Raw genomic sequence first — 23,733 nt, 5'->3', positions numbered from 1 at the left:
CCTCTTATGATCTTTTTGCATTCTACTTCTTCTATTTTATATATTTAAGCTCCCAAAGTTGTTTTAACACAGGCATCTCTTCCATTTCTTCATCTGATACATGTTCCCATTCTACCCCGCTAGGTTTTTCATACGGTGAATTCGTTTGGGTTATCCCTTTTTCTGTTGAAATCCAATCAACTGTTAAATCATATGTATCTCTTGGAATATCTTCATTGACTAATTGTGTACTATGAATTGAAGTCACAATTGGAACTGGCGGGTTTCCAAGCTCTCGTATAATTGCATACTCCCGGTCTGCATATCCTTCTCCTTTGCCGAGCCTTCTCCCATCAGGATGAATGGCAACAGAACCAACAACCATTAAGTCAATACGAGGGATTTCAGTTAACGGTATTTCTTTACCATATGATTTTATATGACTTAAGCTTGCCGCTTTTCTTTCTTCTCCTGCAGGAACCCATTCTGGCTTAACCATTATAAAACCTGCCTTTAGACGTGGAGTTGGGACAAGTAACACTTTCCCATCTATAAGAATTTGTCTTCTTAACGGAAGCTGTGGAGCATCTGGATTTACTTTCACAACTTTTGCTTCTTTGTAAATAGGTAATTGAGCGATATGTGCAGCTGCTAATTCAGCACCCTTGAAATTGGGAATTCGATTCACTAACGGAAATGGAAAACGGCCATTTTTCTCCTCTGTGAGCTGACTCCATACCCTATGTCTTATATCATCCTTCGTTTTCATTTGGATACTCCTTTTCTATGTTAACTCTAGTATAAACCATTCATTTCATATGATCACAATGTGAATAAAGGTACTTTCTGAGCCTTACCTACTATATTAGAAAAACTTGGCTTGTCGCAAAATCCTAATGCCGAAAGCCTTAGTTTTTTATATTTTCTTATAGTACAAAAAGACCTAAAGCAATCTTTCTTACTGCTTTAGGCCTTTCCATTATTGGTTTTGTTCAATCTCTTCAACAAGAAGTGATAACTCTTCCCATCGTTCCATTGTTTCCTCTAATTTCTTCTCAACCTGTTCTTGTTCTTTATATAGCTCGGTTACTTTTCCTAAGTCACTTCCAGCAGCTGCAATTTCCTGCTCAAGTTGTACTTTCCGTTCTTCAAGGTCTGAAATTTTATCCTCAATTTGCTCCCATTCCTGTTGTTCTTTATATGAGAGTCGTTTTTTCTTTTCTTTTTTATACATTACCTTCTCTGATGAAGGGCTCTCTTTTTCCTTCATTATTTCTTGAAGCTTTTTCTCTTCCATGTATTCTGAATAACTTCCTTGGAACCTGGCGATATGTCCGCCTTTTTCAAACGCAATTAAGTGATCCACAACACGATCAAGGAAATAGCGATCATGCGAAACAGTTAAAACGACTCCTGGAAATTGATCTAAATAATCCTCCAGTACGCTTAACGTTTGTGTGTCCAAATCATTTGTCGGCTCATCCAAGAAGAGAACATTCGGTTCTTCCATTAATACTTTTAATAAGTAAAGTCTTCGTCTTTCCCCGCCAGACAACTTACGAATGTATGTCCACTGAGCAGATCTTGGAAATAAGAAGCGTTCAAGCATTTGTTCAGCCGTGATGACTTGATTGTCAATGGTATACACAACCTCCGCTGTTTCTTTAATATACTCGACAACTCTAAGGTTTTCGTCCATTTCTTCCTGTTCCTGTGTATAAAACCCAATCTTCACAGTTGTTCCTACATCAACCGTTCCCTCATCAGGTTTGATGCGGCCTGCCATAATGTTTAAAAGAGTGGATTTTCCCGTTCCATTAGGACCAATAATGCCAAGTCTTTCACCTGGGTTTACCAAGTAACTAAAGTCGTTAATAAGCTGCCTGCCATCATACGCTTTTGAAATATGCTCAAGCTCCAGCACCTTTTTCCCTAGGCGAGTTGAACCAATTGCAAAGTCCACATCCTGTTTAGCTGTTGGTCCTTTTTGTTCCTGAAGCTCTTCAACTCTCCCAATTCGTGCCTTTTGCTTTGTCGTTCTAGCTTTTGCTCCTCTTCTAAGCCAGGCCAGCTCTCGTCTTAATAAGTTTTGTCTTTTCTCTTCAGCCTGTTCGGCATTTATTTCTCGTTCTGCTTTCTTTTCTAAAAATACTTCATAGTTCCCCGAATACGTATAGAGCTGTCCTTGATCCAGCTCAAAGATTTGATTTGTCACTCGATTTAGAAAATAGCGGTCATGTGTTATAAGCACAATGGAGCCTTTATACTGGGCCAAGAATCCTTCCAGCCATTCAATTGTTTCATTATCAAGATGGTTTGTCGGTTCATCCAATATAAGAATATCAGCTGGCTGAATAAGTGCTTTCGCAATAGCCACACGCTTCTTCTGTCCACCTGATAAATACGTAACAGGTTTTTGAAAATCTGTAATCCCTAATTTCGTCAGAACGGTTTTAGCGACAGTATTAGCCTCCCACGCATCATGCTGATCCATTTTTTGCTGCATATTCATTAATTGCTTTAATTTTGCTTCATTTTCCGGATCCTTCTCCAATTCACTTAAAGCAAGCTCATACTCTCTCATAACCTGCATGATTGGCGCATCACCGAAATAAATTTGTTCAAGTATTGACAAGCCCTCAGTTAACTCAGGCTGCTGTGGCAAATACTCAATTCGTATTGAATTAGAATGAGTAATCTCCCCTGAATCAGCTGACTCAATTCCGGCAATGACCTTCAATAATGTCGATTTACCAGTACCATTTACACCAATTAAACCAATCCGTTGTTTTGCTGCAATCGTAAAAGAAATATGATCAAACAAAACCTTCTCACCGTATGTTTTATATAAATTTTCCACCTGCAATATACTCATGTTATTCAATCCCTCACAGTTTTATCTCTGTATAGAATAACAGGTAGTCGGTAATTAGAAAAGCGCAAGCGGCTTGATTAGCCCCGACAAGCATAAGACAATTTGGAATAGAAGGTGTTCTTTACCTTCAATTCCAAATTGTCTTATGACCTCGAGGGGCTAGCCGCTGGAGCTAGACACCAAAACCATATACAGAATTTTATACTTTTTATCTTTTTAGAAAAGCGCAAGCGGCTGGTGACAACATACGAAATAAAGATTGGAAAATATTTCTCAATTTATGATTGCATTCTCTGCAACAAGCATATACTATATTAACTGTACTAACATTATTAATACAGTTAAGGCGAAGGGGGTCACGAATGTTTCAGCTTGATGTAAGAAGCAGAAAGCCCATTTATGAGCAGTTAGTTGACAAGATCAAAGAGCTCATCATTCATCGCATTCTTAAACCTGATGAACAATTACCATCAGTAAGAATGCTTTCAAGTCAATTAACTGTTAATCCAAATACCATCCAAAGAGCTTATCGAGAACTCGAAAACCAAGGGTATGTATATTCCATTAAAGGCAAAGGAAATTTTGTGGCGGCTATTGAACAAATGACCAGTGACCAAAAGCTGCTGGAACTGAAACAGGATATCAAAAAGCTTATAGCAGAAGCCATTTACCTTGGATTAACCAAAGAAGATTTATATGTTTTATTTCATGAGGCACATCAACAAGCAAAGGGAGTAAAGAGAGATGATTAGAGTACAATCTATAAGTAAAAAGTACGATAAACACCTAGCTGTTAATGATCTTACACTCCAAGTGAAAAAAGGATCCATATATGGCTTACTCGGATCAAATGGTGCAGGAAAAACCTCGCTATTAAAAATGATTGCAGGCATTAACCGTCCTGATAAAGGTACGATCGAAATAAATGATCTCCCTGTATTTGAAAATGTAGCTGTGAAAGAAAAAGTCGTCTTTATTCCTGATCTTCTTTATTTCTTCCCTCAAGCTACTGTTGCTCAGATGGCTGCTCACTATAAAGAATACTACCCTGGCTGGAGTAAAGATCGTTTTGATCAACTGAAATCTGCCTTTAACATTGATGTAAATCGGAAAGTGCACCGGTTGTCCAAAGGAATGAAACGACAGGTTGCTTTCTGGCTAGCATTATCTGCCATGCCTGATATTTTAATTCTTGACGAGCCTATTGATGGACTCGATCCTGTGATGAGGCAAAAAGTAAAAAACTTACTATTTCAAGATGTGGCAGAGAGAGAACTTACTGTTATCATTTCATCTCACAATCTACGAGAAATTGAAGATTTATGTGATCATGTTGGAATTATGCATAACGGAAAAATCCTTATCGAGAAGGAAATAGATGATATTAAATCTGATACTCATAAAGTTCAATTAGCATTAGCTGATCCTACCCATGAAGAGCATCTTTTAAATCAATTAAATATTCTTCACCACGAAAAGCGCGGTAGTGTCTCACTGTTAATTGTTCGAGGAAGTGAAGAACAGATTAACAAAATTATCTACTCCTTTAATGTGTTACTTTATGATTTATTACCTTTAACGCTAGAAGAAATTTTCATTTATGAAATGGAGGATGTAGGCTATGAAATCGAAAAAATCCTTCTTTAAAAGTACGGTAATTAAACAGGATTTCAGACAATATGGATGGATTAGCCTTGTCTACTTTCTCGGTTTAATATTCACTGTTCCTTTAGGACTCCTTCAGCTTGCATCAAGAGAATATATTATCTTTTCAGATTTTGATACTTATGTAAAAGTCAATACTGAGATACAAGTATTTCTCTATTTTTTAATTCCTGTTGCAGCTGCCCTGTTACTGTTTCGCTATATCCAAAACGAATCATCTGTCGATATGGTACACAGCCTACCAATCAGGAGAGAAACCTTATATTTTAGCCATATTATTAGCGGGCTTATCTTATTAATTATCCCAATAATCCTTACCACAATCATTACTTTTTTCGTAACAAATTCTATTGAAGGATTTAAGGGAATTTTAACTGTTTCTGATTTATTAGCATGGACAGGTCTCATTAGTTTGTTAACATGTATGATGTTCGCTTTTCCAGTTGCTGTTGGATTTATTACAGGGATGACAACAGTACAAGCAATCCTAACATATGTATTTCTCTTTTTGCCACTAGGCATGGTTGCACTTGTTTCTTATAATCTGTCCTATCTGCTTTTTGGCTTTACACCTATTTTCATTGAAGAAAAATTCATGTATTTATCTCCCTTCATCCGCTTTGTTGAAAACTGGGGAGAAAGTAAACCATACTCAATTTTAGAATTAGTGACCTATTCTGGATTAACCATCTTTGCATTTGTTTTGGGTTTAATCCTTTATCGTTTTAGACAACTTGAAAGAGCAACAGAAGTCATCACCTTCTCATTTATGAAGCCAATCTTTAAATATGGTGTCACCTTTTGCTGTATGATTCTTGGCGGAACATATTTTTCTGTTTCAGGTACATTAAACTGGAATTGGATTATATTTGGTTATATTACGGGTGCCTTAATCGGGTACACGGCATCAGAAATGATTTTACAAAAAACATGGCGTATTCTGCATTTCCGCTTCTTTACTGGCTTTGTTGTATATAGTATTGTGTTCGTCGCTATTCTGTTTAGTATTAAAACAGATCTATTTAACTATGAAACAAAACTTCCAAGAATGGATCAGATCGAAGAAGTGTACTTTGGCGAGTCTTATCACTTACAAGAATTAACGCGAAACAATGTGAATCCATACTCTGACTCAAAGCTTTATATACAAGATATAAGAAACCTGCATGAAGAGATTATTAACCAAAGAGATTTTATCGAAAAGCAAAAGGATACTCATCTTCATAAGATATCAGGTGTGTTTGTATACCGTTTAAATAATGGTCAAGAACTGAGACGGGAGTATTACATCCCTGTAGATGCTTTACAGGAAGAGCTTAAACCAATTTTGGAAGCAAAGGATTATAAAATCAATTTACCTGAATTTTCACAGATTCAGAAAGAAGATGTTATCAACATACGGATCGTTCCATACGGACCAAGCCACCAACATAATCCAGTAACAATTACCGATGAAAAAGAAATAGCAGAATTAAGAAAAGCGATTGAAGAAGATTTCCTTTCACAGTCAGTAGAAGATATCGTAAGCACAACTGCCCCTTGGGCTTATATCGAAATGCAATATAAAAATAATAATAGTGATACACCTCAATCATTTGAAGGTCATTTAATAGATTGGAAGAAATCATACACGTCTATTACGAAATGGCTGGATCAGCACGGTTATTTAGAGAATGCCCGAATTGATGAGAACGATATTTCAAAGGCAGAAGTGACATATATTCCTCATAAAGCTCAAAAGGATATTTATATGCCCGAAGAAATTTTCCAAAGTGGTGTGAAACATGCAACAGTCACGGAAAAAGAAACAATTTCCACACTCATCTACCATTTCTCAGAGTACTCAGAAGTAGATGTATACTATGTGAAATTAACTCTTACTGACGGAAATATATGGTATGGATCTATTCCAAGTAAGCATATACCTGAAGACGTAAAGAGTCAGCTTCAATAAAGTGAGACTTCTATAAGCGCGGGGCTTACGCCCGTAAAGTAGTGAGATAAACTTGCTAAGGACAGTTCCAAAAATACTGGAACTGTCCTTAGCTTTTACTTAGTATCATTATTTTTTGTTAACTTGTTTGCCGCTTTTCTTTTGGCTTTGGTGCTGACTATTCCCTGCTTGTACATCAGAACCAAACTCAACATCATTTTTCGCCTTCTGCTTTGCTAATTGCTGACTCGTTTGCTCTGCATTTTGTTTTCCTTGCTTGGACATTGATTTATCCTCCTTAATCAAACCAAAAATAATCTTTTTTATCTTGTACAATTAAGGAGAAATTTACACAAAAAAATAGGTTAACCAAAATAGGTCAACCCATTTTTCCTTTTCTTTAAGAAGCTTGATCTTGATCTTTTTTATATTCGGTTTCCCAATAGTCAGCATTTTTAATTCCTAATGCTTTAGGATCAAAGACAGGATCTTTCCCTTCTTTCTTCTGACGCTCATAATCTTTTAGTGCCAATAAAGCTGGCTTAGCTAAAATTAAGATTGCGATAACATTCAGCCATACCATAATTCCTAATCCAACATCGCCTAATGCCCAAGCTAAGCTTGCCGTTTTTACTGCCCCATAGAATGTTGCAGCTAATAAAACAACCTTAAGGAACAGCATTGGAATTTTATTACTTTTCCCACGAAGCAAATAGGCAATATTCGTTTCAGCAATATAGTAATACGCCATAATTGTTGTAAAAGCAAAGAAGAATAGCGCAATCGCAACAAACCCTGCACCAAATCCTGGGATTACACTGTCAATTGCAGCTTGTGTAAATCCTGGACCTGCTTCAACACCTTCTAATCTATTCACGATAAATGAACCATCAGGTGCCTGAGTATTATATAAACCTGTGAAAAGAATCATAAATGCTGTTGCTGAACAAACAAATAACGTATCAATATAAACAGAAAAAGCTTGAACTAAACCTTGTTTAGCAGGATGTGAAACCTCTGCTGCTGCTGCCATATGCGGACCGGTACCTTGACCTGCCTCGTTTGAGTAAATTCCGCGTTTTACTCCCCAGGAAATCGCCATACCGATTAAACCACCAAAAGCAGAATCTAAAGCAAATGCACTGCTAAAAATAAGGGAAATAACTCCAGGCAGTTCTGTAATATTCATTAAAATAATAACAAGTGATAAAGCAATATATCCTAACGCCATGAACGGCACAATAAATTGTGCAGCTGTAGCAATTCGTTTAACCCCGCCAAAAATAATAAAGGCTAATAATGCAATAACAACTAAACCTGTTGCTGCTTTCGGAATGCCGAACGCATTTTCCATCCCAAGTGCAATGGAATTAGCTTGCACACCAGGCATTAAAATGGCCATTGCAACCAATGCCGCAAAGGCAAACAGTACAGCAAACCATTTCCACCCAATTCCTTTTTCAATAAAGTAGGCTGGACCGCCACGGTATTGTCCATCTTGCTTAACCTTATAAATTTGAGCAAGAGTTGATTCAATGAATGCACTTGACGCCCCAATAAAAGCTATCGCCCACATCCAAAAAACTGCTCCAGGTCCACCAAAAGCAATTGCTGTAGCAACCCCAGCGATATTACCTGTTCCAACACGTCCGGAAAGTGCGATCGCGAGTGCTTGGAAAGAGGAAACGCCAGCTTCAGAGCTCTTCCCCTGGAACATCAGCCTTACCATTTCTTTAATATGCCTTACCTGTAAAAATCGAGTTAAGATCGAAAACAGTAGACCAACACCAAGTAAGATGTAAATAACCGGTGTACTCCATAAAACTCCGTTTAATGCCGAAACAAACCCCTCCAAATACACAACCCCCTTTTTTAAATATACAGAATTTTCTTTCTACAGAGATTATAATCAATACGCCCATAGAACACAATAGAAATGTCAGAGGATCTCACAATTTAATTTTATTGTAATAAAATAAATTATCTCTGCTAAAAAAATAAAGTTAAAATTTTATTATCTAAAAAACATTTGTGGAAAATCAGTCATAACAACTGATGTACATGTATTTTGTAACACTTTAAAGTCATTCAAAATATTAATCGTATAAACTCTAAACATTTAAACTAACTGATTTACTTTTCAGGCAATAATAGATTGTGCAAAAGCTTCACAATGTCGAGCATGACCATGTGAACATTTTGCAGGAATCGCTATAACCTGAAATAGCAACGCTGTCTCTATCTAAGTTTATGATAGAACATTGATGTTCAAGACTTATTTAACAGGCGACCTTTTTCTCTATATTAGGATAGTTAATTATATCATTTTTCATTCTACATTCATGATCAGTTCTACTGGTAATGATTGACGATCATCTGTAAAATTTTTCTAATATAAAATAAAAAGAAGACTATATTCTATAATCTTCTTAATGGATTGCAGCATGTTGCGCCTGCATGTCATAATAAAATTCTTTTTTCTCTATTAATTCGTTGTGTGTGCCTTTTTCAATAATTTTTCCATCCTTTAATACAATAATTTGATCAGCATTTTGAATCGTATTCAGTCTATGAGCAATCACAAAAGTTGTTCTTCCCTTCATTAATCTTAATAGGGCTTCCTGAATAACCAGCTCTGTGATTGTATCAATGCTGCTTGTTGCCTCATCTAACACCAGGATTTTAGGATTTGCTAGCATGGCTCTTGCAATAGCTAATAACTGCTTTTGGCCATGACTAATTCCATTTCCATCATGATGAATTAGCGTATCGTAGCCATTTGGAAGCTTTTGAATGAAAGAATCTGCATTCGCTAACTTTGCAGCCTCTATAACTTCTTCGTCCGTTGCATTTAAACGTCCATAACGAATATTTTCCATTACTGTTCCTTGAAATAGGAATGTATCTTGTAAAACAAATGCCATCTGTTTTCGTAGTGTATCTCTTCCAATGTCATGAATATCTATTCCATCAATGACTATTCTTCCATCATCCGCATCATAAAAACGAGTGATAAGGTTAATTAACGTTGTTTTTCCAGCTCCTGTTGGACCGACTAAGGCAATTATTTCACCAGGTGAAGCATGAAAAGAAACATGTTCAATTGTTTGCCGGTCCTCTCCTTCTTCATAAGAAAACGATACATTTTCAAACACAACCTCACCCTTAATATCTATACTTTCATCATCCCTGGATTGGTTGTCCTTTTCTATGTCTTCTTCAAGAATATCAAAAACTCTTTCAGCTCCGGCAATTGCAGATAACAATGTATTAAATTGATTGGCAAGATCATTTAATGGACGAGTAAATTGCCTTGCATACTCTGCAAAAATAACAATGACTCCAATTGTAACCAAGCCATTTAAAGCAAACAAACCGCCAATACAAGCAATGACAGCAAAACTAAGATTATTCAACATATTCATGACTTTCGGAATAAAACCTGATATCGTTTGAGCCCAGAAGCCTGAATTCCTTAATTCCTCACCTTTGACAATGAATTCTTTTAAAATTCGATCTTCCTGTGAATAGGCCTTAATCATTTTTTGGCCTGAAATGGCCTCTTCAATATAACCATTTAATTCTCCTAGATTTTTTTGTTGATATTTAAATAACTGACCGGTCCTTTTCGTAATCCATTTCATTCCAATCACCATTAAAGGAATGATCAACAAGGTAATAGCTGTAAGCATTGGACTTAATAGAAGCATGACTGTGATTGTACCGATAAGGGTTAAAAGACTAGAAAAAATTTGGATAACCGAGCTATTTAATGTAGAACTGACATTTTCAATATCATTTGTTACCCTGCTCATTAATTCACCGTGCTGCCTTTTATCAAAAAAGGAAATCGGCAGACGATGAAGGTGTTGAAATAAATCTGACCTCATTTCATTCACTGTAAATTGGGAAATTCCAATCATCCAGAAATTTTGCAAAAACAAAGAAAGAGAATGAAAGACAAAGACTAGGACCAATCCTCCTAGTAAGAACACTAGCCCATTGCTATCCTGGGTTACAATGTATTCGTCAATCGTTGTTCCAATTAAATATGGCCCTAATAATGCTAATGCAGAGCTGATGAGAACCATTAATAGCACAAGGAAAAACTGACCTTTCTTTTCTGATAGATATCTCCAGATTTTAATGATTGTACGAAGCCCTTCCTTAAGTCCTACTTTTTGGTTATTTTTACTTCTCTGATCGTTTTTATTTAGATCAAACCTTTTATATTTAAACGGACTAGTTAACTGCTTTAACATTCGCCATCTCTCCTTTCATCTGTGATTGAGAGATTTTTTGATAAAGAGAGGAGTTTTTTAATAGTTCCTGATGATTCCCTTCGGCAACTAGCTTCCCATCATCTAATAGCAGGATTTTATCTGCTTGTCGTGCGGTGCTAATTTTTTGAGTGATAAGTAGTGTTGTACAAGAGTAGTTTTTTAATGCATCTAGTAATCTTTTTTCGGTTTTCACATCAAGTGCACTTGTACTATCGTCTAATAGAAGAATTTTCGGTTTGCGTACCAATGCTCTTGCGACAGACAAACGCTGCTTTTGTCCCCCAGAGAGATTCACTCCTTTTTGCCCAATTTTTGTTTTATATTTTTTAGGGAGCTTTTCAATAGTTTCATGTATTTGTGCTGCTTTTGCAGCTTCAATGATTTGTTCATATGAAGCAGTATTGTTTCCCCACGCAATATTATTTTCTATTTCTCCGGAAAAAAGTACTGCCTCCTGTGGGACAAGACCAATTTGGTTTCGTAAAAACGTCAAATCCAAAGAATCAATTGGACGATCATCTATATATATTGTGCCGGAACTCGCTTCATAAAGCCTAGGAATAAGCTGAAAGAGAGATGATTTTCCTGATCCAGTTCCACCCATGACTGCAACTGTTTCTCCTTCATTTACTGTAAATGAGATTTCTTTAAGCACCGGTTCCTTTGTTCCTGGATAAAAAAAGCTCACATCTTCAAAGGCAATTTTTCCGCCTGAAATCCCTGCCGTTTCCCCCTTATCTCTTACATCAACTTCCGTATCAAGAACTTCCAAAATTCTTGAAGCAGATGCACGTGACCTTGACAGAAACATGATAATAAAAGAAAACATTGATAAGGCTGATGTTGTTCTTAGTCCATAATTGACAATGGCGACCACTTCACCAACTTGAACATTTCCACTAGTAATTTGCGCTTGGCCAATCCATAAGATGAACAGGATGCCCATATTCATGATAAGTAACAAGACAGGCATAGATGTTTCAATCATTCGTAATGCTTTAATCGTCTTCTCTTTTAATGTCCTGGATGATGTTTTAAACCGTTTTATTTCATGATCTCTGCGAACATAAGCTTTAATCAGTCTCATACCAATTAGATTTTCACGTAATACATCGTTTACTTGATCTAATTTTGATTGAACGTTTTGGAATAGCCTACTACCTTTTCCCATCATCCAAACAAGCATGATAATCAAACAAGGAACTAAAACAGCAAAAATCATGGCAATCTGTGCATTCACAAAGAATGACAGGATGACTGAGCCGATGACAAGGAGTGGGGCTCTTAACATAATTCGCAGTCCCATAAACAATGTATTTTGAAGTTGAGTTATATCATTTGTCATACGCGTAATAAGAGAGGCTGCGGGGAACTTGCTTAATTTTTCAAAGGTAAAGGATTGTATCTTCACAAAAATCTGTTTTCTCAAATCAAAGCCAAAGCCCTGGCTAACATGTGCTGCATAAAAAGAATTGATCATTCCGGATGCAAAAGCAAGCAGCGATAACGCGACCATAATACCGCCCCACACCACAACCATGTGCATATCTTCTTTTAAAATTCCATCATCTATAATTTTTGCCATTAATAATGGATGTAAAAGCTCTACAGTCAGCTCTATAAGCATTAAAAATAACGCTATCATCACGGATATTCGATATGGATGTAAAATTGACCCTAACTTTCGCATACTGCACTGTCCTCCAGACCTTTTATATTAACACCCCTTAACGGAAAGGGCTTTCATTCAATTGATTATGTATCCTATATGTTCATAGTCCGAGATGGTTGTCTTCACTTTCAGTTTATAAGAATGATTTAAAAATAGTTTATCAATAATTCCATCACTTGCCGAGCAGAATGTATCATTGATTTTATATATTAAAACATTTCATAAGAACGCTGATCATCTATATTATTCTATTTTTTCCTCGTTCAATCACATATTTAACTTGAATTTTTTCCAAGTGATGACAATAATATGACTAATAGCACTATTTCGCGCATCGAAATAATTTGATAAAGGGAGAAAAAATTCATGTCAACAGCTTCCATTCCGAAAAAACCTGCTTCTTATCAACAAGAATCAGGTACTGTGTATAACATTTTATTTATTATCGGTCTCTGTCATCTTTTAAATGATAGCATTCAGTCTGTCATTCCCGCGATGTTTCCAATTTTGGAGAAGTCCATGGGCCTTACGTTTACACAACTTGGACTTATTGCTTTTGCATTAAATATGGTCTCATCTGTCATGCAGCCGGTTGTTGGCCTATATACAGATAAAAAACCAATGCCTTACGCGTTACCAATTGGCTTAACGAGCAGTATGTTAGGTGTGTTAGGTTTAGCTTTTGCCCCTTCATTTCTAACCATTCTTTTATCCGTTATTTTTATTGGCTTGGGTTCAGCCATATTCCATCCAGAGGGTTCACGTGTTGCATATATGGCTGCCGGAAATCGAAGAGGATTAGCTCAATCAATTTATCAAGTCGGCGGTAATAGCGGCCAGGCACTTGCCCCTTTGATCACAGCTTTAATCCTTGTTCCTCTTGGTCAATTTGGAGCGATTTGGTTTACCATAGTTGCTGCATTAGCCGTTGGGTTTTTAATTTATATTGCAAATTGGTATTCTCGTAAACTAAAAGTGTTAGAAGCTGCTAAGAAACCAAAGGTCAAAAAGAATTCTGAAACAAAAGCTCTTTCAAAATCCATCCGGAATGCACTCATTATTATTATCTTTCTTATTTTTGCTCGTTCATGGTATGTAAGTGCCATTTCAAATTTTTATGCCTTTTTTGCTATTAATAAATATGAGCTGACTATTGCTAGCTCCCAAATTTATATTTTCACCTTTTTACTAATGGGGGCTGTAGGTACTTTTCTTGGCGGTCCGTTAGCTGATCGTTTTGGAAAACGTACAGTTATCCTTATTTCTTTGCTTGCAACAGCCCCGCTTTCGTTATTACTTCCTTTTGTAGGGTCAACTTTATCTATTATTATTTTAGCTCTAATAGGAATTATCTTGATGTCTAGTTTTTCTGTTACAGTTGTATATGCTCAGGAACTTGTTCCAGGTAAGATCGGAACAATGTCAGGTTTAACAGTTGGGTTAGCCTTTGGGATGGGAGCAATTGGTTCAGTTGCCTTAGGAGCATTAATCGACTGGGTTGGACTTACAACAACCATGATTGGAGTCGCATTACTACCATTACTTGGTGCCTTAGCTTTTCTCCTGCCAACAGATCAGAAATTAACTGAATGGCAATAAGAAAAGCGCAGGCGCCTTGATCAGACTAAGGCAGGCATAAGACGCTTAGGAATAGAAGACGTTCTTTGTCTTCAATTCCTGTGTGGCTTATGACCCCGAGGGTTCAGGCGCTGGAGCTAGACACAAAAACTAGCACAAAATTTTATACCTTCTTAATCTTTTTAAAAAGACAGTTTTTCCACAAAATGCGGGAACTGTCTTTTTTTAGGCAAAAAAAGCCTATTTTCTTACATAAACTACCAAAAATTTTAATCTAATTGTAACCTACGAAATTTATTTCTATGTTATAAATAGATAGACAAGAAAGGGGTTGCTTTATGCGAGCGTTTAAACAAACGATTGCCACCACAATTGGAATTCTATTATTATCCTTACCTATTACATATGTGGCAAAAGCAGAATCAACAAAAGACACGTTAAATCGTGCGAATGAACAGCTAGAGCAGAATCAACAAACCATTCTTCAAAAAGAAAAAGAACAGCAAGCAATAAACGAAGAAGTAAATACGATTCAACAAAATGTACAAGCTCTTGATCAAGAAATTGCAAATAGTGAAAAAAGCCTAGCTGATGTTGAAGCAAAGATATCCGAGATTCAAAAATTAATCGAACAAAAGAAAGAAGAAATTGTTCTTTTACAGGACAAAGTGTATGCGCGTGAAGGCATTATGGAGAAGCGTTTAGTCGCTCTTCAGCATAGTGATCGTACATCAATCGTTATCGAAACACTTATAAATTCAGAAAGCATTGGTAACTTCTTTGAACGTGTTGGCGCTGTAGCTACATTACTAGATGCCGACCAAAAAATCGTAGAACAACAACAAGCAGACATTAAACAAATTGAAGAAGATAAAAAAGAAATCGATCAGCAAGAACAATTACTAGTTACACAACAGGCTGAACTAGAAACAAAAAAAGCTGAACTTGAACAAAAACGTGTAAAAAGAAATCAAGCCCTTGCTGACTTACAAGAAAAATATCAAACACTCTCAACTGAGATTAATCTAGCAGAAAAAGAAAAAGCAACGATTCAATCTAAGATAAATACGATTCAATCTAAGATAAATACGATTCAAAGTCAGATCAAAAAAGAAGAAGAAGCTGCAAAGGCTAGAGCTATTGAATTAGCTAAAGCTAAAAAAGAAAAGGAAGAAGCTGCCGTACAACTAACAGTTGCTCCTCCGCCTTCAAAACCAAAACCAAAATCAACATCGACGTCGACATCAACATCGACATCTCAGACAACAAAAAATGATACAGATACTTCGTCAAAATCAGGAAAAGAATTGTATGTTTCGGCGACTGCATATAGTCATGAAGATACAAAAAGTGACCTGACATACCTGGGTTATAATATTAAAGAGAATCCCAATATGAAGCTTATCGCTGTTGACCCTGGTGTTATTCCTCTCGGCTCAAAGGTTTGGGTTGAGGGTTATGGTGTTGCCATTGCAGGTGATACAGGTGGAGCAATTATCGGACATAAAATAGATGTTTTAATGCCATCAAGTGCTAAAGCACTCCAATGGGGACGTAAAACAGTAAAAATCATCATACTGGACTAAACTTAGAAAAGCGTAAGCCCCCGTTTAGCGAAGTACGGACTGGACTGAGCCTGTAGGAGATAAAGGAAACACGACGAATGAAGTGAGTCGATGTTGACTTATCGTACGGAGAGTGAGGGAAGTCTCGCTGGGCGCTGGCAGTCAAAATACGCGACGTCAATCTCCATGACTGCACTTGCACGTCCTGTGCTTCGGAGTTAGACACTAAAACTAAGTACAAAACTTATAAATTCTTATAGTACAAAAGGATAGATAAACCAGGAAAATTCTGGATTATCTATCCTTTTGTTTTTTTCCATTCACTATTTTTGAATAGTTTTTCCTTTATTTAGTCATCTTAACAGTAGAATGAATTATTGCTGTTAGGAGGAATTAGAGGTGGATCGTCGTAATCTGCATTCTGAAGTAACCCCACACCCTGATGGTGAGAAAGAATCGATTATTAACGATACTTTAAGCACTACAGGCTCACAGATCGGAATCAAACTAGATGCTGATCCTGAATTTTCCCAAGAAAAGAACCCTTTCGATCATGAGATTAAGCCAGATCCAGACATGGCCGAATTTGAAAAGTTAATGAGAGGTAAGAAAATTGAAGAATAAAGGAAGGTATTCACATGGGTGATTGGAATGAACAAGCTGCACCAAATAATAATTTACCGGCAAACCGGTTACGATCTCAGAAATTAAAATTAAACAAGCAAAACAAATTTAGAGGGAGATCTACCAGAAGTAACAACATTGCTAGTGAATAATAAGCAGGGCAGTCCTCTTTCACCTTGGACTGCCTTGCTTTTCATTACTTTTGCTTTTCTATAAAATCATAAATTTCTTGTTTTGTTGGTAAAGCAGAAATTGCCCCTTTACCAGTAGTCGTAAGTGCACCGCTTGCATTTGCATAGGATAAGATATCATCGTGTTCATTTCTCAAAATAGTATCCAAATTAGAGATGGTGGCATTTTTCTCTAATACTTTATATAGAAACCCGCCAATAAAGGCATCACCAGCACCTGTCGTATCTTGAACAGAAACCTTATAACCTGTTGATGAAAAGCTTTCTCCATTTATATACAGGACAGCCCCTTCTGCTCCTTTTGTATAGATAACCGCTTTTACATCACCGGTAAATAAAGAACGAATAGCCTCTTTCTCATCACTAATCCCAGTGATAAATTCTAATTCCTCGTCAGAAATTTTGACTAAATGTGCATGTGGCAGAAAGTCTCTAATTGTTGTACGGCATTCTTCTGCATCTTCCCATAATGGTAAACGTACATTCGGGTCAAAGCTGATGATCGCTCCTTTTTCTTTTGCCACTCTAATAGCCTTAGAATGAGCCTTCTTCATTGGACTTTCGACTAAATCAACAGAGCAAAAGTGAAGAATATCACCATCTTGAAACCAGCCTTCATCAATCTCATCATCAGAAAGTAAAAGATCTGCAGAAGGGTTACGATAAAATGAGAAATCCCTCTCTCCATCTTCTTTGAGTGAAACAAAAGCAAGTGCTGTATTAGCTTTTTTCGTTCTAGCAATATGCTCAGTGTTGACTCCAACACTGTCTAATGTTTCAATTAGAAAATCACCAAAGGCGTCCTCGCCAAGCTTCGTAATCATTGATGAATGACCACCTGCTTTTGCAACAGCTGCTGCAACATTAGCCGGGGCACCACCAGGAGCACGTTCAAATGAAACAACATCTTTTAGTGCAACTCCCTTTTGCGCGGGTATAAAATCAATTAATACCTCACCAATTGAAAATAATCTTGCCATTTGTCTTTCACCTCATATTTATGTATAAAAACTGCTATTGTAAGTATACACAATCTTTTGTTTTAAATAATAACTAATCTAGATGGAAATTGTTTATTTTTCTATTGAAACAGGGACAGCCTGCCACCACGATTTTTTAAGACGTGTGATAATGACTGTCCCTTTCCAATTATTTTTTAAACTGGTACAGCAACAAAAAATTCATTATATAACGCTTGAACGGCTCTCTTTTCCTGAGGCTCTTTTACACCAAACATCATGCTAACCTCTGAGGATCCTTGATTGATCATTTCAATGTTTACTCCGGCATCTGCAAGAGCTTTTGCTGCACGGGCTGTTGTTCCAACATTGTGACGCATACCTTCACCAACGACCATAACTAACACAAGATTATGTTCGATAATCACTTCATCTGCATGAAGCTCGGTCATAATGCGATCTGTTATTTTGGCTTCTAGTGTTTCATCCATTTGATCTTGCCGCAGGATCACTGTTACATCATCAATTCCTGATGGAACATGCTCATATGTTAAACCATAATCCTCTAGTATTTGTAATAGTCTGCGACCAAATCCAATCTCACGGTTCATCAAATATTTGCTTACGTAAATACTACAGAAGCCTTTATCACTTGAAATTCCAATGACAGGTCCATTTGAATTTGATCTTTCATTCACAATCCTTGTTCCTGGTGCTGAAGGATTATTTGTATTTTTTACATTTACAGGTATACCTGCTCTAAATGCAGGAATTAATGCCTCGTCATGGAATACAGAAAAGCCTGCATATGAAAGCTCACGCATTTCACGATACGTTAACTCGCTAATTTCCTTAGGGTTTTGAACAATTGTCGGATTTACAGAATAAACCGCATCAACATCTGTAAAGTTCTCATACAGGTCCGCCTTAATACCATTAGCTAAAATCGACCCAGTAATATCTGACCCGCTTCTTGAAAATGTTAATACCTCACCTTTTTTGTTGTAACCAAAAAATCCTGGGAACACAACAATTCCTTCCCTGTCACGCAGCTTATATAAATTCTCATATGATTCAGGTAACACTTGAGCATTTCCCGGCTCATCTGACACAAGTAAACCAGCATCTTTGGGATTTACATATTCAGCATTTAAACCGCTATGTCGGAAATAAGCGGCAATCAGCTTTGCATTATTATCCTCACCACTTGCTTTCACTGCATCAAGATAGCTTTCAGGCTTACTCTTATCTCCAGCTAATAACGCCTTTAAATCATTTGAAATCGTATCAATAATATCAAATGGGATTGCTAATTCCTTTACAATACTAGCATACCTTTCCATGATAGAATCAAAGACTTGATCTGCTTGCTCATTTGCTAAATGTTTCTCCGCACACTCAATAAGAAGGTCTGTTACCTTTATATCGTCTGAATATCGTTTTCCTGGAGCAGATACAACAACGACCTTTCTAGCCGGATCTGACACGACAATATTCAAAACTTTTTTTAGTTGCTCACCTGATGCTAAAGAAGAACCACCGAACTTTACGACTTTCATTTCTACATCTCCTACTATTTAAAATTTTCAGTCAAATTTTTAATCACTATTATCCCCTGTTTTCTTTAAATAATCAAGAGTTTTCTTTTACAGAAGAACATTTGTCTTTTTAAAGGAGACAAATGTGGAAGTGAAATATTAATGAAAGACCAGTTTATTTCATACAGCTTTCCACAGGCTGTTTTCGTCATTTTTGTTGCTTTATAAAAAGTATTGAAGTGGTTGATTTCCGCTACAGGATACTCGCTTTCCGTGGGGCGTGCGTTAATTCAGTAAGATGTTTTTATCATTTCCTGGTCATACATAGTCAATCACGTAAAAAGCTGGCAGAAATAATTTCGCCAGCTTTTTATCTTTATGCATTTAATTTTTCGATGATGCTTTCCGCAACCGTATCCCAATAAGTAGGGGTTTCCTGATATGAAGTAGTTAATTTTTTGTACATCGCAGCTTGTTTTTCAGAGAATGACGGATCTTCCTGAGATGGCAATTTGCTTCTCTCCTCCATCACAAGTTCCTGCATTTTAGGTGCGCGAGGACCCCATACTGCGATTTCCTCACCCTCACTATTTAGGAAAATAAAGATTGGAATCGCGCGAGATGTACCGTTTGTTAAGTATTGATCCATTAGCTCTAAATTCGAATCACGAAGGACAAATCGGACTTCCATGCTAATTTCTTCGGCAATTCTCAGCAGAATCGGATTATTCAGCATTGCATCGCCACACCAGTCTTCAGTAAGTACGATGGCTTTTAACCCCGTGTTTTTAAATGATGCTAAACGGCTTCTATGCTTTTCATTTAATGAAAATTTATCATAAATCCCCAGCATCGCCGATTTGTTGACTTTCATTTCATTTATATAAACTTCTTTTGTCAAACCATTTTTATACCAATCAAGTAAATTCATTGGATAGATACCCCCCTTTTTATACCTTTCATTTTAGAGGGCTGTCATGCTTTTTTCAAACTTAGTCCATCATTCGTTTCTTAAATATACGATAAGCAAGAACAAAAACCGCTGCAATCCAAATGATAATGACAAATAGATGGCTCCATATATCTGCAAAGCCAGCACCTAATTGTACAGCACCAGCCAATTCAACAAGCTGCGTGTTTGGCATATATTCTGCAGCTTTAAATATAGGAAACCTTTCAGCAAGCATTGCGCCATATGACCCGAAAGTAAACAGAAAGAAAAAAGGCATAATCACAACCGATGCTTCCATGACTGATCTTGTAATAAGACCAAGAAAGGTTCCTAAACCAATGTAAAACACTGTAGACAATGCAATGGCCACTGCGATGACTGCGAGACTCTCCGGCTTGTAATCAATTAAAAAACAGGAAATTACAATAATGAAAATAGTTGTTAAGAACGTCAGCATACCTTTCCCGGCCAAGATTTCTACTGTACTTGCCGGTGAAAGCATTAAGCCGCGCAATGTATTCTTTTCCTTCTCCTCAGCAATAAGCGAGCATTGGATAAACGCAGCAACAAGGGACAATGTCATATTTATGACGATATATTGCATCTCAATCGTTAACTCCCCCTGCGATCCGTAAAGCAGCGCCATAAATAACGGGATAACAGCAGTAAAGGAAACATACATATTTTTTGAAAGATCTTTATAGTCCTTGTGGAAAATTGCTAGAGCCCTTTTTAATGAAAATGTCATGATAATTTCCTCCCTGTAATCTCAACAAAAATGTCACCTAAGGTTGGTTCGTTTGTATTGACTGAAACTACTTTATTTTCCGACATAAAGCGATATAATTTTTCCGCACCGGCTTCTCCTTTAGCAATGACCTCTGTTGTGCCGTCCGTTAATTCGACAGTCAGTGTATTATCAGCATAGCGCTTGCGCAGTTCTTTCGGCGGACCAATCAGCTGAATGGTCCCATTATGGAGAAATGCGACTCGATCACATAAAAGTTCTGCCTCATTCATGTCATGAGTTGTTAGAAAGATTGTAGTGCCATTATCCTTTAACTCCTGCAAGCCACGATATATATGCCGGGAATTGACGGGGTCGAGAGATGAAGTAGGCTCATCTAAAAACAGCAGCTCTGGTTTATGAAGAAAGGCTCGCGCAAGCGTCACACGCTGCAGCATTCCTTTTGAAAGCTTTGACACAATCTTTTTACTTTCCGCCTTTAAATTGACCATTTCCAACACTTCTTCTATTCTAGATAGACTCACATCATAAAGCCCGCAATATAGCTTTAAATTATCAAAGATTGATAAGCGTTCATACAATCCGCTATTATCAGTTAAAATTCCGATTTTTTTCCGGTTCATTGGATGCTTTAATTGTGCTGCAGGATGCCCAAACACCAGCGCATCTCCATCTGTTTGTGTCAGCTGTGCGGTTAAAATTTTTATTGTCGTTGTCTTTCCTGATCCGCTTGGACCGAGAAAACCAAACACCTCACCTTTACTCACTTCAAACGAAACATCCTCTAGTGCCCGCTGATTACCGAACAGTTTTGCCAATGATTTCACTTCGATTATCTTTTCCATTGCCATCCTCCTGCATTGCATTTTGTGATTTGAGATCATCTTACAGAATAAGTAGCTATGGTGCAGTAAAATGTCAGCAGAAGGAGCAAAATAATATGCAGGAGGCGCATATACACCATGAATGGAGTACTATTTTAATCCAAGCATTCCTTTTAATTCCGCCATCTTTGCTTTAGAAAGCGGAACAGAGGATTTGCTTGTATCATTCAAAACGAGTGTAAAGCTGTTTCTCGTCCATGTAACTACTTCTCTCACCTTTTGCAAATTAACAATATAGGAGCGGTGACAGCGGAAAAAGCCGAATGGCTGCAGACGCTCCTCCAGTTCGTTTAGCGTGAACATACTTTGATAGATTTCCCCTTTGATATAAAGCTTTGATTGACCATCACTGCTCTCAATAAAATCAATTTCAGGAGGATCAAATAAGACAATTTTTTCATTCACCTTTGTCGGAATTTTTTCAAATCTCACAGGCTGAATAACTGCCTCACCCTCAGCATCCTGCTCAGATTCTTCTGCAGTTACATCAAGCTTATAAAGTCCGGAATCATCTAAACGGTATACAATGTCGGTTACTGCCAATGCGCTTTCTAAATTTCCGGTCAAAACCACAACTGCTTTATCTTTACTGAGCAGCTGCTGGATGATGCGGATAAGAACTCTTTTTGTTTCCAGATCAGTATTTTGGTCAGGTTCTTCAAATACATACAAAGATGCCGTATTGAGCAGCATATTCCCAAAATGCACTCTTCGTTTCTCCGAAAAAGTAAGCTTGCCGATCCTCGTATTCTTTTTTTCTTCCAGCTGAACAGCATTCAAAATTTGTTCTAGCGCTGTCTTAGAATCATACAGTTTTTGATAGAATGCCAGATATTCCTTTACTGTCAGTCTTTCATATAAGCCATCATTTAAAGATAATAATCCGATATGTTGTAAGTACTTCTTTTTTGGAGCAGAAATACTTATATCATTCACTCTTATTTCTCCTGTCAAAATAGGAAGTTCTCCCAACAGCATCCCCATTAATATTTTCTGCACACTCATATTCGTATGAATGGCAACAGCATTTCCCGCACCAACTGTCAAACTGAAGGGCGGAAACACAACAGCATTACCTTCGTGTTTTTCTAAATGACTAATAGATAATATATTCATAACTTCCATCCTTACTATTTCAATTATTTCCAATTATAACGCAAATGCTTGTCTAAAATTGATTGAAAAATTCCTTTCCTGGGAAATACTCCAATAATTTGTCGATGAAGTTTGTCATATTCTCCCTTTATAGAAAAAAAGGCTGCTGATCAACTCAGCAGCCTTTTCGATTTATTTTTGTTTGTAGTAAGTTAGAGCAAGGGCAAATGCTAAAACTGTCCCTTTCACAATATCCATTGCGTAATATGGCACTGACATCATAACAAGTCCATTTTGGAGGATACCGATTAAAACAGCTCCTACAAATGTACCAAAAGCATTTGGCTTTCCTGCACCAAGCACGGAAAATCCAATAAATGCAGCAGCAACAGAATCCATCAGGTAAGGTGCTCCTGCGTTGATTTCCGCTGTCATGACTCTTGATGCTAAAACAATCCCTCCGATTGATGCAAAAAGAGCTGATAAGAGATAAGCAGCTACTTTATATTTATTAACAGGAATCCCTGATAATCTTGCTGCTTCTATATTCCCACCGATCACGTACATATAACGGCCATGCTTTGTATACGTTAAAAAGATGTGAACAGCAATGACGACAATCACCATAATGACAATAATCCAAGGTACTTGTCCAATTTTTTCAAAAATAGGACTAATGATTCCAGTTGCAAACGATCCATCAGGCATTACCATATTTTGTGATACCGTTGCACCCTTGGTATATGTTAAGGCAATCCCTTGAACAATAAACATTGTCGCTAAGGTTATTAACATATCAGGAACTTTTAATTTAACAATTATAAATGAATTCAATACCCCGACTAATAAAGAAGCAATAATTGCTGCAAAAATAGCAATAAGTGTGTTTTGTGAAAACCATACAAACATTGAAATCACAATTGCATTTGACAGTGAAGCAACAGACCCTACAGATAGATCGAATCCATTGACAGATAGGGAGATGGTAATCCCAATGGCAATAATTGTAACAATTGATATTGAACGTAAAATATTGATGATATTATTGCCTTGTATAAAAGATGGATTCGATGTTGCAAACACAATGACAAGAATAAAGATTGTCAGGATTGTTCCATATTTATATAAAAACTGAAATAGATCAAATGATCTTTTCACTTCTTTTGTTTGTACAGGATTTATTTCTGCCATC

Annotated in this window: 20 protein-coding genes; 7 read left to right on the top strand and 13 right to left on the bottom strand. The window is 37.0% G+C overall.

What is annotated here, in order from left to right; all coding sequences use genetic code 11:
- Nucleotides 1-31: 31 nt before the first annotated feature.
- The gene (locus AC4GZ8_RS16490; RefSeq protein WP_491082984.1) at nt 32-748 is read right to left on the bottom strand and encodes a 5-formyltetrahydrofolate cyclo-ligase; all 717 of its coding nucleotides are present in this window, start codon (nt 746-748) and stop codon (nt 32-34) included.
- A 210-nt stretch (nt 749-958) separates the two neighbouring features.
- Entirely contained in the window at nt 959-2,854 is a 1,896-nt protein-coding gene (locus tag AC4GZ8_RS16485) for an ABC-F family ATP-binding cassette domain-containing protein (RefSeq protein WP_491082983.1), read from the bottom strand.
- Nucleotides 2,855-3,216: 362 nt separating this feature from the next.
- Between AC4GZ8_RS16485 and AC4GZ8_RS16480 the strand changes: the two genes are divergently transcribed.
- From AC4GZ8_RS16480 to AC4GZ8_RS16470, 3 genes are read left to right on the top strand one after another with little or no spacing between them, the layout of a single operon-like run.
- Nucleotides 3,217-3,606, top strand: coding sequence for a GntR family transcriptional regulator (locus AC4GZ8_RS16480; protein WP_491082982.1), 390 nt, complete (start codon nt 3,217-3,219; stop codon nt 3,604-3,606).
- Entirely contained in the window at nt 3,599-4,501 is a 903-nt protein-coding gene (locus tag AC4GZ8_RS16475; protein WP_491082981.1) for an ABC transporter ATP-binding protein, read from the top strand. The genes AC4GZ8_RS16480 and AC4GZ8_RS16475 overlap by 8 nt, the downstream gene beginning before the upstream one ends.
- Nucleotides 4,476-6,473, top strand: a complete 1,998-nt coding sequence (locus AC4GZ8_RS16470; protein WP_491082980.1) for an ABC transporter permease subunit — start codon at nt 4,476-4,478, stop codon at nt 6,471-6,473. The genes AC4GZ8_RS16475 and AC4GZ8_RS16470 overlap by 26 nt, the downstream gene beginning before the upstream one ends.
- A 108-nt stretch (nt 6,474-6,581) precedes the next feature.
- Here the strand turns inward: AC4GZ8_RS16470 and AC4GZ8_RS16465 are convergent, their stop codons facing one another.
- The 4 genes from AC4GZ8_RS16465 to AC4GZ8_RS16450 form a co-directional block, all read right to left on the bottom strand.
- Nucleotides 6,582-6,737: a hypothetical protein gene (locus AC4GZ8_RS16465; RefSeq protein ID WP_491082979.1), complete on the bottom strand. Its 156-nt coding sequence runs from the start codon at nt 6,735-6,737 to the stop codon at nt 6,582-6,584.
- A 115-nt stretch (nt 6,738-6,852) separates the two neighbouring features.
- Complete coding sequence (locus AC4GZ8_RS16460) at nt 6,853-8,307, bottom strand: alanine/glycine:cation symporter family protein (protein ID WP_491082978.1); 1,455 nt, start codon at nt 8,305-8,307, stop codon at nt 6,853-6,855.
- 574 nt (nt 8,308-8,881) lie between these two features.
- Nucleotides 8,882-10,714, bottom strand: coding sequence for an ABC transporter ATP-binding protein (locus tag AC4GZ8_RS16455; protein ID WP_491082977.1), 1,833 nt, complete (start codon nt 10,712-10,714; stop codon nt 8,882-8,884).
- Nucleotides 10,695-12,425: an ABC transporter ATP-binding protein gene (locus tag AC4GZ8_RS16450; protein ID WP_491082976.1), complete on the bottom strand. Its 1,731-nt coding sequence runs from the start codon at nt 12,423-12,425 to the stop codon at nt 10,695-10,697. Before AC4GZ8_RS16450 ends, AC4GZ8_RS16455 begins: the two co-directional genes overlap by 20 nt.
- Before the next feature lie 348 nt (nt 12,426-12,773).
- Between AC4GZ8_RS16450 and AC4GZ8_RS16445 the strand changes: the two genes are divergently transcribed.
- The 4 genes from AC4GZ8_RS16445 to AC4GZ8_RS16430 all read left to right on the top strand — a co-directional run bounded on the left by AC4GZ8_RS16445 (nt 12,774) and on the right by AC4GZ8_RS16430 (nt 16,326).
- Entirely contained in the window at nt 12,774-14,006 is a 1,233-nt protein-coding gene (locus tag AC4GZ8_RS16445) for an MFS transporter (RefSeq protein ID WP_491082975.1), read from the top strand.
- Between the two features lie 317 nt (nt 14,007-14,323).
- Entirely contained in the window at nt 14,324-15,571 is a 1,248-nt protein-coding gene (locus tag AC4GZ8_RS16440) for a 3D domain-containing protein (RefSeq protein WP_491082974.1), read from the top strand.
- Between the two features lie 378 nt (nt 15,572-15,949).
- Nucleotides 15,950-16,174, top strand: a complete 225-nt coding sequence (locus AC4GZ8_RS16435; RefSeq protein WP_491082973.1) for a hypothetical protein — start codon at nt 15,950-15,952, stop codon at nt 16,172-16,174.
- Nucleotides 16,175-16,188: 14 nt separating this feature from the next.
- Nucleotides 16,189-16,326: a hypothetical protein gene (locus AC4GZ8_RS16430; RefSeq protein WP_491082972.1), complete on the top strand. Its 138-nt coding sequence runs from the start codon at nt 16,189-16,191 to the stop codon at nt 16,324-16,326.
- A 44-nt stretch (nt 16,327-16,370) separates the two neighbouring features.
- Here the strand turns inward: AC4GZ8_RS16430 and AC4GZ8_RS16425 are convergent, their stop codons facing one another.
- The 7 genes from AC4GZ8_RS16425 to AC4GZ8_RS16395 form a co-directional block, all read right to left on the bottom strand.
- Nucleotides 16,371-17,345, bottom strand: a complete 975-nt coding sequence (locus AC4GZ8_RS16425; protein ID WP_491082971.1) for a carbohydrate kinase family protein — start codon at nt 17,343-17,345, stop codon at nt 16,371-16,373.
- A 176-nt stretch (nt 17,346-17,521) separates the two neighbouring features.
- Complete coding sequence (locus AC4GZ8_RS16420) at nt 17,522-18,883, bottom strand: aspartate kinase (RefSeq protein WP_491082970.1); 1,362 nt, start codon at nt 18,881-18,883, stop codon at nt 17,522-17,524.
- Nucleotides 18,884-19,238: 355 nt separating this feature from the next.
- Nucleotides 19,239-19,793 (bottom strand): thioredoxin family protein, encoded by a 555-nt coding sequence (locus AC4GZ8_RS16415; protein ID WP_491082969.1) that lies wholly within the window; start codon nt 19,791-19,793, stop codon nt 19,239-19,241.
- Between the two features lie 61 nt (nt 19,794-19,854).
- Nucleotides 19,855-20,562: an ABC transporter permease gene (locus tag AC4GZ8_RS16410; protein ID WP_491082968.1), complete on the bottom strand. Its 708-nt coding sequence runs from the start codon at nt 20,560-20,562 to the stop codon at nt 19,855-19,857.
- Nucleotides 20,559-21,407: an ABC transporter ATP-binding protein gene (locus tag AC4GZ8_RS16405; protein WP_491082967.1), complete on the bottom strand. Its 849-nt coding sequence runs from the start codon at nt 21,405-21,407 to the stop codon at nt 20,559-20,561. The genes AC4GZ8_RS16410 and AC4GZ8_RS16405 overlap by 4 nt, the downstream gene beginning before the upstream one ends.
- A 129-nt stretch (nt 21,408-21,536) precedes the next feature.
- Nucleotides 21,537-22,562 (bottom strand): LytTR family transcriptional regulator DNA-binding domain-containing protein, encoded by a 1,026-nt coding sequence (locus tag AC4GZ8_RS16400; RefSeq protein WP_491082966.1) that lies wholly within the window; start codon nt 22,560-22,562, stop codon nt 21,537-21,539.
- Nucleotides 22,563-22,733: 171 nt separating this feature from the next.
- The gene (locus AC4GZ8_RS16395; protein WP_491082965.1) at nt 22,734-23,732 is read right to left on the bottom strand and encodes an ABC transporter permease; all 999 of its coding nucleotides are present in this window, start codon (nt 23,730-23,732) and stop codon (nt 22,734-22,736) included.
- Between the last annotated feature and the right edge of the window lies 1 nt (nt 23,733).

The sequence above is a fragment of the Metabacillus sp. RB-C-LZQ-3-1 genome, from assembly GCF_058315175.1.
This window is presented reverse-complemented; position numbering and strand designations above follow the sequence as displayed.